General features: G+C 63.8%; 8 protein-coding genes. 2 read left to right on the forward strand and 6 right to left on the reverse strand.

All coding sequences use genetic code 11. The features are described 5' to 3' along the window. Window positions 1–1055 (reverse strand): aspartate kinase (locus QZ307_RS09500; RefSeq protein ID WP_295999198.1); only part of this gene is annotated, 1055 nt, incomplete at its 3' end. A 340-nt stretch (window positions 1056–1395) separates the two neighbouring features. On the opposite strand from QZ307_RS09500, the gene QZ307_RS09505 reads away from it, so the two are divergent. Further along, the gene (locus QZ307_RS09505; protein WP_295999200.1) at window positions 1396–2400 is read left to right on the forward strand and encodes a peptidase; all 1005 of its coding nucleotides are present in this window, start codon (window positions 1396–1398) and stop codon (window positions 2398–2400) included. A gap of 3 nt (window positions 2401–2403) precedes the next feature. Then, window positions 2404–3516, forward strand: coding sequence for a trimeric intracellular cation channel family protein (locus tag QZ307_RS09510; RefSeq protein WP_295999203.1), 1113 nt, complete (start codon window positions 2404–2406; stop codon window positions 3514–3516). Window positions 3517–3747: 231 nt separating this feature from the next. Here the strand turns inward: QZ307_RS09510 and QZ307_RS09515 are convergent, their stop codons facing one another. The 5 genes from QZ307_RS09515 to QZ307_RS09535 form a co-directional block, all read right to left on the reverse strand. After that, entirely contained in the window at window positions 3748–4377 is a 630-nt protein-coding gene (locus tag QZ307_RS09515) for a DUF47 family protein (protein WP_295999206.1), read from the reverse strand. Between the two features lie 18 nt (window positions 4378–4395). After that, the gene (locus QZ307_RS09520; RefSeq protein ID WP_295999207.1) at window positions 4396–5451 is read right to left on the reverse strand and encodes an inorganic phosphate transporter; all 1056 of its coding nucleotides are present in this window, start codon (window positions 5449–5451) and stop codon (window positions 4396–4398) included. A 147-nt stretch (window positions 5452–5598) separates the two neighbouring features. Continuing rightward, complete coding sequence (locus tag QZ307_RS09525; protein WP_295999210.1) at window positions 5599–6273, reverse strand: MBL fold metallo-hydrolase; 675 nt, start codon at window positions 6271–6273, stop codon at window positions 5599–5601. A 2-nt stretch (window positions 6274–6275) separates the two neighbouring features. Then, window positions 6276–8582 (reverse strand): bifunctional (p)ppGpp synthetase/guanosine-3',5'-bis(diphosphate) 3'-pyrophosphohydrolase, encoded by a 2307-nt coding sequence (locus tag QZ307_RS09530; RefSeq protein WP_295999217.1) that lies wholly within the window; start codon window positions 8580–8582, stop codon window positions 6276–6278. Window positions 8583–8720: 138 nt separating this feature from the next. Further along, a partial coding sequence (locus tag QZ307_RS09535; RefSeq protein WP_295999214.1) for a helicase-related protein occupies window positions 8721–11374 on the reverse strand: 2654 nt, incomplete at its 5' end.

Genomic DNA, 11374 nt, shown 5'->3' on the forward strand with positions numbered 1-11374 from the left:
GGCGAGGACTTCATGCCCGTGCCCACCAGGCTCACCTTCGCGATATCCTCGTCGACGATGAACTCAGTCGCACCGATCTCCGGCACGATGCGCTCCATGGTCTCCACGGCACGGGGCAAATCGGCGCGCGGCGTGGTGAAGGAGATGTCGGTGAAGCCAGCGGCCGACACGTTCTGGATGATCATGTCCAGGTTCACGTTGTTGGCGGCCAGCGCCGAGAACACCTTGGCGGCCATGGCCGGCGCGTCGGGCACGCGGCGGATGGTCACCTTCACCTCGGACGTATCGGATGCGATGCCGGTGATGACGGCCTCTTCCATTTCGTACTCCTCCTTGACATAGGTTCCCTCCGCCTCGGAGAACGCGGAACGGGAATGAATGACCACCTTCCATTTGCGTGCGAACTCCACCGCGCGGCTCTGCAGCACGCCCGAGCCGGCGCTGGAAAGCTCCAGCATATCGTCGTAGCAGATGGAATCGAGTTTCTTGGCGCGCGGAGCGACGCGGGGATCGGTGGTGTAGACGCCGTCGACATCGGAGTAGATCTCGCACACGTCGGCGTTGATGCCCCAGGCGATGGCCACCGCCGTGGTGTCGGAGCCGCCACGGCCCAGCGTGGTGATGTCGCCATTCGCGTCGATACCCTGAAAGCCCGCCACCACGGGGATGGCGCCGGCATCCAGCGCGTCCAGCAGGCGCTCATTGTGCACGGCTACGATTTTCGCCTTGTTGTGGGTGCCATTGGTTTCGATGCCCGCCTGACGGCCGGTGAAGCTCATGGCCTTGTAGCCCAGCGCCTCGATGGCCATGGCCAGCAGCGTCATGGACACCTGCTCGCCGGTGGACAGCAGACGGTCCAGCTCGCGGGCCGGGGGCGCGGTGGTAACCGCACTGGCAAGGCCCATCAGCTCGTCGGTGGTCTTGCCCATGGCGGAAACCACGGCTACCACCTCGTCGCCCCGCTGGCGCATGCCCACCAGACGCTTGGCGACGTTCTTGATGCGTTCAGGCGAGGCGACGGAGGTACCGCCGAACTTCGCTACTATCAAAGACATGAGCGCCCTTCCCTTTCGGAACGTCAATGGCCACTGGAACCCAGTGGATTCCCACTATACCAAAAATCCCAGGGCCAATCGGGGGGTTCGCCACGGCAGCGGCAGACGGGCGGGGATTCCTGGCGCAGTATCGGCCCGTTCCGCATGCGCCTCCCTAGCGGCTCTGTGTCGGTTTTCCGACAGCGGGAGCGCCTCGACCGCTCAAAGAAGCAGCATTGTATATGATGACACTGTTGCGTATCATGTGCGTTTCGCGCCGCGCCTTGAAGCGCACTCGCACAAAGCCGTCGCCCTGGGCGCCGCACCCGCAACCACCATCCTTACCCGGGAAGGAGCAGCCATGCCGGCCATCATCACCCACGATTTGTTCGCGAAGGACATCTACGGCGAAACCTTTGAGACCGTGGGCGGCTCGCGCGACGAGGCCGAGGCCTTCCTGCTGGGCAACCAAGGGCCCGATCCGCTGTTCTTCGCCGGCACCGATCCCCGCTACCTAGCCTATGCGCAGGTAGGAAGCGCCCTGCACCGCGCCCGTCCCGCCGAGCTGCTGCTGGCCTTCAAGCAAGCCGTGGCCACGCTGCCCGCGCCGCTGCGCTCTATGGGCCGCGCCTATGTGCTGGGCTTCGCCTGCCACTACGAGCTTGACCGCACGGTGCATCCCCTTACCTTCAGCCAAGAGCGCGCCCTGTGCAACGCCGGTGTAGAAGGCCTCACACCCGACGACCATTCCGAGGTGCACGCCCTCATCGAAACCGAGCTGGACGAACTGGTGCTCACTGAGAAGCGTGGCGAAACGGTGGCCACCTTCAACCCTGCCACCGCGGTGCTGAAGGGCTCTGACTCTATGCTGAGCGCTGTGTCGCAGCTCTACGCTCAAGCGGTGAAGCGCGCTCTCGACCTCACCATTCCCGACAACCTCTTCAAGGCGTCGGTCAAGGCCTATCGCCGTGCCCAGCGCCTCGTGTACTCGCCGGCCGGCTGGAAGCGCACCGCCTTGGGCTCACTCGAGCGCCTCGTGCGCCCTCATTCCATCATGGGCGCCCTCTCCCATCGCGGCGAGCTGCGCACCGCATCGGCCTTCGCCAACGCTGAGCACGCTCCGTGGCAGCATCCGTTCGTCGAGGCGGAAAGCACTGCCAGCTTTTGGGACCTGTACGACCAGGCCCGCGTCAGCGCCTTGGCCACCATACAGGCCCTCGATGACGATGCCTTCACGCTGGAAGACGCCCACGCCCTCACCGACGACCTGAACTTCTACGGCGAGCCGGTAGTGGCCGTCGTCGTGGCCGTGGAAACCGTTCCCGCTGTCGCTGGCACCGCATCGCAGCCGGAAGCCGAGGCCTAGGCCATGGTTGAAACCCTCGATACCGCCTTCTCGCTCCCCTTCTGGTTCGAGTTCGCCGCCACCATCACCGGCGGCCTGTCCGGCGGTATGTCCGCCGTGCGCGCCCGCTACGACATCTTCGGCACCGTGGCCATCGCCTGCATCACCGGTATGGGCGGCGGCATCATCCGCGACGTGCTGCTGCAAGGCTACGGCCAGTACGGCCTGTACGCCTTCCAAAGCCCGTGGTTCCTGCTGTCCTGCGCCATCGCGGGCATGGTGGTGTTCTACTTCGGCAAACTGGCCACTTACCTCGACCCCATCGTCGATCTGCTTGACAACATCTCGGTAGCCCTGTGGGCCATCATCGGCGCCTCGAAAAGCCTCTCGGCCGGCCTGGGCGTCATACCCTCGGTGGTGCTCGGCACTATCACCGCTGTCGGCGGCGGCATTTCCCGTGACGTGCTCATGAATCGTGCGCCCGTGGCCTTCCAAACTGGGCCCATTTACGGCAGCGCGGCCCTCATCGGCTGCATGGTGTATTGCCCCCTGAAGGCGAACGGCATCTTGCCCGACACCGCGGGCATGATCTGCGCTGGCCTCATCCTGCTGCTGCGCTATTTGTCCCTTATCATGGGCTGGCGCACCAAGCCGCCGCGCGACTACTCGGATACCGTGGTGGACACCGTGGCGCGCCCGGCTCGCTTTATCGCCCGCAAGGTGCACGTGCCTATGGGCAAAACCGCTCGTGAGCGCCAGGCTGACACCAACTGGGAGAAATTCAAGCGCCGCGGCAAGAAGCTGTACGACCGCATGAGCGGTCGCTGGATGGACGATATGGGCGAGCACATCCAGCCCACCGTCCTCATGGACAAGCTGGAAATTCCCCTGGCCGACCACGACCCGCACGTGAAGGCCGACGCCTCCCCCGCTCCCTCCACCGTCGAGGAGCCGGCACCCGATCCCTCCGACCGACTGTTCGTCGACCGCGACGAGCTCTACGCCATCATCGGTCTCGACCGCGAAGGAGCCTCAACCGAGGAGTCCGAACGCGACCCCTTCGAGCCCCAAACCCCCGAGCCAAAAAAGCCCAGCCACAACCCCCGCGACTTAAAGAAAACAGAATTAAAGAAATAGGGAATCGCCCAAGGAACACAGCGAGAGGCTCTGTCGCGTTTCAGATTCGCCCGCCTTTGGGCCAAGTTGGCTTTGGCCAACGCCGTGCCCAAAACAGTGAACAGCCCAGTGGGCTGTTCAGCACTTTCTATGCGACCGAGAGGGAGCGCCCTGCGGAGCAGGGCATGAAATGCGACAGAGCCTCGCAGCGTCGAGCGGTCCGTCGGTCCCGTAGGGCCGACGGAACTGCTACTACATGTTCTTCAGCAGAATAGTGCTCATCAGGTCGGCGGTATGCTCGCAGGCGTCGCAGCAGCTTTCCATGAAGGCATACAGGCGCGACCACTTCAGCACGTGCATGGGCTCGTCGGCATGGTTCACATGCAGGTTGCGAATAACCTCCATGTAGAGCACGTCACCCTCTTCCTCGTAGTCGCTCACGTCAATGACCAGCTGCTTGAACGACTTCGACTTCTTGAAGTTGCGGAAGTCCTCCATAGCGGCGTCCACGGCCTGGCAGGACTTCTTGATGATGGTGGCGAAGCGCAGGGCGTCCTCGGGAATTTGATGGACGTCGAACATGTACAGGTACTGCAGCACATCCTCGATCTCGTCCAAGATGTTGTCGAGGCACTGGGCCAGCAGCACCACGTCCTCGCGATCGATGGGAGGCATGAAGTCGCCGCCCACATGCTTGTAAATCTCGTGGTTGATCTGGTCGCCGGCGTGCTCGATCTCGTGCGCTTCCTCGAGCACGGACTTCAGCGCCGCCGCGTCGGTGAAGTTCTCCATGGCGCGAATGAGGACGCTAGCCTCCTGCACCGCCAGATCGGACAGCTGCTCGTACGCGTCGAAGTAGTCGTACTTCTTTTTCTTAGCCACTGAAATCTCCTTCTCGCTTTACAGGATAAACAAGAACAACTTGGCGCAGAGATACCCTAGGATACCGCACCCGGGGAAGGTGAGGATCCAGGTTTTCACCATATCGATGGCGATGGACCACTTCACGCCCTTCGGGTTGCGGGCCGCACCGACGCCCATAATGGCCGTGGTGTTCGTGTGCGTAGTGGATACGGGAAGGCCCCCAAAGGTGGCCAGCATAAGGCTGAGGAAGGTGGAAAGACTGGCGGCGAAACCCTGGAACGACTCGAGCTTCACCATATCCATGCCCACCGACTTGATAATGCGCTCGCCGCCGACAGCCGTGCCCAGCCCCATGCTGAAGGCGCAGAAGAGCATGAGCCACAGCGGCAGCGCCACGTCGTCTAAATTCATGCCCATGCCGGCGGTCATCATGATGGCCAGCATGAAGATGGACATGAACTTCTGGCCGTCTTGGGCACCGTGCATGAAGGCCACGCCGGCCCCCGAGCAAATTTGCGCCCCCTTGAAGAACGAGTTGGCGCGCACGCGGTCGACGTGACGGCAAATGCGCCCGATGATCTTGTACAGCAGCCAGCCCAGGCCGAAGCCGAGCAGCGTGGAAAGCAGGATGCCGTAGATAACCTTCATCCACTCGGCGCCGTTGATGGCGTCGAAGCCGCCCATGACGGCGATGGCCGCACCGGTAAGGCCGGCGATGAGCGAATGGGATTGCGACGTGGGAATACCGAACCACCAGGCCGCCGCGCCCCAAACGATGATGGCCACCATGGCAGCCATAAGCGCCACCAAGGCCTGATGGGAGTTGCCGCCGAAATCGACCATGGAGAAGATGGTATGGGCGACCGCCGTGGAAACGAGCGAAACCAGAAGCAGGCCGAGGAAGTTGAAGACCGCCGCCATGATGATGGCGTGACGGGGCTTCATGGCGCGGGTGGAAACCGCCGTGGCAATGGCGTTGGGAGCATCGGTGGCCCCGTTCACCACAATCACTCCGATGTTCAGCAGCGTCACCACCAGCAAGATGGGGCTCTGCACAAGCTCGGAGAGGAAAAAGGTCCACTCGATGGTCACAGAGTTCCTTCCAACAAACAACGGCGCCGTGCGCGCCACGGCAACCAGTGTAGCCTATTTGCCCCCAGGGGAACGGCGCAGAGGGCTTTTTTCAAGAAAGCCGTTACGTCCGCGCCGTCCGACTCCCCCGCTGTTGACAAGAACGCGCTATCTGTCAGCTCCGAACAGGGCAAATACGCGCTTGCGCTCGGCACCGATAGTGGTGAGGCTGTTGTGGCCCGGCAGCACGGCCGTGTCATCGGGCAACATGGCCAGCTTCTTCAGCGAGGCCTTCATCTCGCTCATGGAGCCGCCCTCGAAATCGGTGCGCCCGATGGAGCCGCAGAACAGCGTGTCGCCGGAAATGAGCACGGGCAGCCCGCCGGGATGATTGCCGAACTGAGGAATGTTGAACAGGCACATGGAGCCCTTGGTGTGGCCCGGGGTCTCGATGACCTTCCACTTCATATCGCCGACCTCGACCACGTCGCCGTTCTTCACCCGACGATCGACCGTGCAGGGCTCGGCCTCGCCCACCAGCGACTCCGTGGGATGCTCGATGCCCTCGGCGTCCACCTCGGAGGCAATAACCGGAGCGCCCGTGGCCTCGCGCAAAGCCGCTGCCGCGCCCATATGGTCGAAGTGGCAGTGCGTGAGCACAATGGCATCGAGCTTGGCATCGCCCAAGGCCGCCATGATGGTGTCGGCATCGCAGCTAGGGTCCACCACAAAGGTGCCCTTGCCGTCGGAGATAATATATACGTTGTTCTCCAAATAGCCCATGACCAGGTACTTCACGTCAACGCAAAGCCCGCTCACCTCATACAAGTTCTTCTGAGCCATCATTATCCTTTCTTGCTCGCGCCTTGGGGCATCATTCTACGGGCGTCGAAGACGCCTTCGATATCGGTTAAGCGCTTCGTTACGCGCTCGATGACCGTAAGGTCGGACACCTGGAAGAGGAAGCGCATCTCCACCATGCCGTCGCGATGGGTAGTGGTGTTGCTGGACAGCACGTTGGCGCCCATTTCCGAGATGACCTTCGTAACGTCCAGCAGCAGGTTCATGCGATCGAGGGCCTCGATGTAGATTTCCACCTGGTAGCTGGCCGACTTCGACGGCGACCCCTCCCATTCCACCTCGATGATGCGCTCGGGATGGCGCTTCAAATCGATGGCGTTGGGGCAGTCCGCGCGGTGCACCGACACGCCGCGGCCGCGGGTGACGAAGCCCAGAATGTCGTCGCCAGGCACGGGATTGCAGCAGCGGGACAAGCGCACGAGCACATCGTCCACGCCCTTCACCACAATGCCGTTGGAGGCGTGGGTCTCGTGCTTCTTCGGCCGTTTCACGCTGGTGAGCATGGGGGCCATAATACCCGTAGACGAGGCCGAGGTACCCACCGTGGGCTTCTCGGCTTCCTCGTTGCCCTTGTCCACGAGGATCTTCAGCAGGCGGTTGGTGACGTGCTGGGCCTTTTCCTTACCCGTGCCGATGTGCACGTACATCTCGTCGGGGTCTTTGAAGCCCAAAGCCTCGGCCACCAACTTCAAGGCGCGCATGGACTGGGCGCTGGAAAGGCCCAGGCCGTGCTTGCGCATCTCGCGCAGCAGCATATCGCGGCCCATCTGCATGTCGTCCGAGCGCGTCACCTTCGAGAAGTAGCTGCGAATTTTACTGCGCGCCGAGGGCGTCTTCACCATGTTGAGCCAGTCGCGCGAGGGGCTCGCGCTCTTCTGGGTGAGGATCTCCACGCGGTCGCCCACCTGCAGCTCGTAGGACAGCGGCACGATGGAGCCGTTCACCTTGGCGCCCACGCAATGATTGCCCACCTCGGTGTGGATGGCGTAGGCGAAATCCACCGGCGTGGAGCCGGCACGCAGGCTCAATACCTCGCCCTGCGGGGTGAACACGAACACCTCGGTATCGTCGAGGTCCATCTTCAGCGATTTCAGGAACTCGCGGGAGTCCTCGGTCTCGTCCTGCCAGTCGACCATCTGGCGCAGCCACGCCAACTGGGCGTCAAGATTGTCGCTGGTGCCGGGGCGCGAGGAGCCGGTCTCCTTGTAGCGCCAGTGGGCCGCCACGCCGTATTCCGAGTTGCGATGCATCTCCTCGGTGCGAATCTGCACCTCCAGCGGGCGCCCCGCCGGGCCCATGACCGTTGTGTGCAGCGACTGGTACATGTTGAACTTCGGCATGGCGATATAGTCTTTGAAGCGGCCGGGCATGGGGTGCCACAGGGTATGCACCGCGCCCAAGGCCGAGTAGCAGTCCTTCACCGACGAGGTGATGATGCGCACGGCGATAAGGTCGTAGATCTCCGAGAAGCCCTTGCCCTTCTTCGTCATCTTCTGGTAGATGGAGTACAGGTGCTTCGGGCGCCCCATGATCTGGGCCGTGATGCCCACCTTCCCCATTTCCTCGTGGAGCACGTTGATGACGTCGGCCAGGTACGCCTCGCGCTCGACGCGCGACTCGGTGACCATGCGGGACACCTGCTTGTACTTGTTCGGCTCCAGATAGAAGAACGACAGGTCCTCGAGCTCCCACTTGACGGAGTTGATGCCCAGGCGGTGCGCGATGGGGGCGTAGATTTCCAGGGTCTCGCGCGACTTGAAGATGCGCCGGTCTTCGCGCAGGGCCGCCAAGGTGCGCATGTTGTGCAGACGGTCGGCCAGCTTGATGACGATGACGCGAATATCCTTCGACATGGCGACGAACATCTTGCGAATAGTGGCCGCCTGCTCGTCGGTGAGGCTCTCCACCTCGATGCGGGTAATTTTCGTGACGCCTTCCACCAGTGCGCGCACCTGGGGATTGAAGGTTTTCTCAACCTCCTCGGCGGTGACCTTCGTGTCCTCCACCGTGTCATGGAGCAGCGCCGCCGTGATGGTTTCGGCATCCATGCGCAGGTCGGCCAGAATGATGCCCACCTCGATGGGGTGGATGATAAAGGGCTCGCCGGACTTGCGGCACTGCCCCGCATGGGCCTTCGAGGCGAAGGCATAGGCGCGGGCCAGCATCGCCTCTTCCTGCTCGTCCATATAGGCCGACGTCAGCCGCTGCAGCTCGGCAAAGCGGCTGTCGGGCGTCACGGGCCCCGTCGGCGCCTGCTGGCTCGACGCCGTGGGATGCGGCACCCCCAGCATGGCGTCGACGGCGGCCTTCGTCGCGCGTCCATCGCTCACTGCGTCGGCACCGCTATGGTCTCTCTCAGCGCTCACCAGCGCCTCCTTCTTCTCCAAACCCCCAATGGGGGCGTACCTCTTTCAAATACCCGTGCGCCGCTAGGGATGCGGGCGCCGGGGCACGATGGGGTGGCTCAAGCGCACGATAAGGCCCTGGGCATCACTGCCGAGCGCCCAATCGCGGAACCCGCCGAAAATGCTGCGCTCGTCGAGCCCCTCGCGATAGCGCACCGAGTCGGTCAGCTCCACCTTCGCCGCCCCCTCGCGCACGCGCACCCACAGCACCGGCCGCCCGGCCTCGTACACCGTGCGCGTCTCGATGAGCCCGAGCTCGCGGAAGACCGCCACGCCGCAGGCCGCCGCCGAGGGGCTGACGGCCCGGAACGCGTCCGATGCCAGCTGGGCCAGATCCATCTCGGCCACGGGGAAGTAATCGTTCGGCGCCTGGCGCTGCAGCGCGCGCAAGCGACGGTAGACCTGGGCCATCACATCGTGGTCAGGCGTCTCCTCGGCCAAAATGCGCTCGTTCAAGGACACATCGGAACGGCCGTAGAGCAGATGCACCCAGGCAGGATTGCCGTCGCGCCCGGCGCGGCCGCTCATCTGGTTGAACTCCACCTCGTTGAAGGGCAGATGATACAGCACCACATGACGGATGTCGGGAATGTTCACGCCCTCGCCAAAGGCCGACGTGGCCACGAGCACCTTCAAATCGTTGCGGCGGAACAGCTCCTCCACCCGCTTGCGCTCCTCGCGGGAAAGGCCGGCGTTGTAGAAGCCGATCATGCACGCAAGCTGGGGCACGCGACGGCGCAGCTGGCGAGCGAGCGCCACCGACTGCTCGCGGGAGTTCACGTACACGACGGTTTTCTCCCCCGCCGCAATGAGTGTGGCCAGGTAGTCGTCCTTATGGCGAATGTTGCGCTGGTCGTCGAGGAACAGGTTGTCGCGGCTCGTCTCGTCGATGACGCGCTCGCGCACCGGCAGCGTCGCATCGATGTCCGCGGCAATGGCGTCGTTGGCCGTGGCCGCGGTGGCCAGCACCACCGGCGCCCCCAACCGCCCCAGGGCGTGGCCCAGCTGCGTGTAGGCCACGCGCTGCCCCGCCTTGGCCTGGCCGATATGATGGGCCTCGTCCACCACCACGAAGCCGATGCGCCCCGAGGCCGCAAATTCGTCGACGTGGAACATAAGGTACTCGGGCGTGGTGAGCACAATGTCCACCGAGCCGTCGGCCAGGCCCTGATAGGCCGCCGCGCGCTCTTCGGGGGTGGATTCGCCCGTCACCACCACCGACACCAGTCCGAACTGCTCGAGACTGGCACACAGGTGAAACGCCTGGTCGGCGATGAGAGCCCGCAAGGGGTAGATGAACAGGCTGGCTTTGTGGCTGGTCAGCGCCTGCCAGGCCGCATACACCTGGAAGCACAGCGACTTGCCGCGGCCCGTGGCCATAACGGCAAAGGTGGAGTGCCCCGCCCGCAGCTGATCGAGCACCTGGCGCTGAGCCGGGTGCAAAGAGCGATCGCCGATGATGGCGGCGATGATGGCCTCTTCCAAACCGTCGGGGTCGCGTCGGCCGCGCTCTTCCCATTGGGCGCGCAGGGCCGCGCGGTCGGGCACCGCGCTGGACGCTTCCTCGTCGAAGCGAGGAGCGCACAGATCCTCGTCGGAAGCAGCGAACAGGTCCGTGAAGAAGTTCACCGCCTGAGGGTCGAGGCAGGCTTCCAAGGCGCAGCAGGAACGGGCCGGGGCGATAGTTTCCAGCATGGCCTTCACCGAGTGGCGCCCGCGCCACTCGTCAATTTGCACGGTGAAGGCCGCATCCACCACGGCATCGTTAACCAACAGGGCGTCGATGGCCGCGCAATGGAACATGATACCCGCTATCGAGCTGCGCCCATTGGTGAGGGTGCAGGCGAAGTGGTCCTTCGTCTGGCCCACGGCGCGGGTGTTCACCAAGGTGACGTTGCGCGCCAGATACACCGGCTGGGGGTTTTCCTGGCCGAAGGGAGCCAGCTGGTCCACCATGGCCACGGTGTCCAAGTTCAGCTCGTCCAAATCTACGCAGGCGTCCACCTCGGTCAGCGGATGGAAAGCCGCTTCGGGCAACGAGGCCATATAGGCGTCCAAGCGCTCGGCGAACTCCGGCAGGTTCTTCGTGGGCACGGTCACGCCCACCGCGGCCCCATGGCCGCCGAACCGCGTGGTGAGATCGGCCAGCGAGGACACCGCCTCGAACAGGTTCACGTCGCCCACACTGCGGCCCGAGCCGCGGGCCTCATCGCCGTCGATGGTGAACAGCAGCGACGGCACGCCGTAGGTATTCACCAGGCGGCTGGCCACAATGCCCTTCACGCCCTCGTGCCAGCCCTCGCCGGCCACCACCAACGCGCGCTGGCCGTGGTAGTTTTCACTGGCCTGGGCCTTGGCAATGTCGGACAGCTCGGCCTCGATGGCGCGGCGCTGGTTGTTCACCGCCTCCAGCTCTTCGGCCATGGTGCAGCATTCGGCGTAGTTGTCGCTCATCAGCAGGTTCAGCGCCAAATCGGCGTTGCCCATGCGGCCCGCCGCGTTGAGACGCGGAATGAGCGAGAAGCTGAGGTTCGTGGCCGTGAGCTGCTTGCCCGCCTGGCCCGTAGTGGCCAGAAGCGCAGCGATGCAGGGGCGCGGGTTCTCGTTCATACGCGCCAAGCCGTCGGCCACGAGCGCCCGGTTCTCATCGCGCATGGGCATGAGGTCGGCCACGGTGC

Origin of the sequence: uncultured Adlercreutzia sp. (assembly GCA_910585575.1) — a bacterium.
Taxonomy (GTDB): domain Bacteria; phylum Actinomycetota; class Coriobacteriia; order Coriobacteriales; family Eggerthellaceae; genus Adlercreutzia.

What these genes read in the sequence shown, in the direction of transcription:
- QZ307_RS09505 (WP_295999200.1), top strand. Translation starts at nt 1,396, where the DNA reads ATGCCGGCCATCATCACCCACGATTTGTTCGCGAAGGACATCTACGGC.
- QZ307_RS09510 (WP_295999203.1), top strand. Translation starts at nt 2,404, where the DNA reads ATGGTTGAAACCCTCGATACCGCCTTCTCGCTCCCCTTCTGGTTCGAG.
- QZ307_RS09525 (WP_295999210.1), bottom strand. Translation starts at nt 6,273, where the DNA reads ATGGCTCAGAAGAACTTGTATGAGGTGAGCGGGCTTTGCGTTGACGTG.
- QZ307_RS09530 (WP_295999217.1), bottom strand. Translation starts at nt 8,582, where the DNA reads ATGCTGGGGGTGCCGCATCCCACGGCGTCGAGCCAGCAGGCGCCGACG.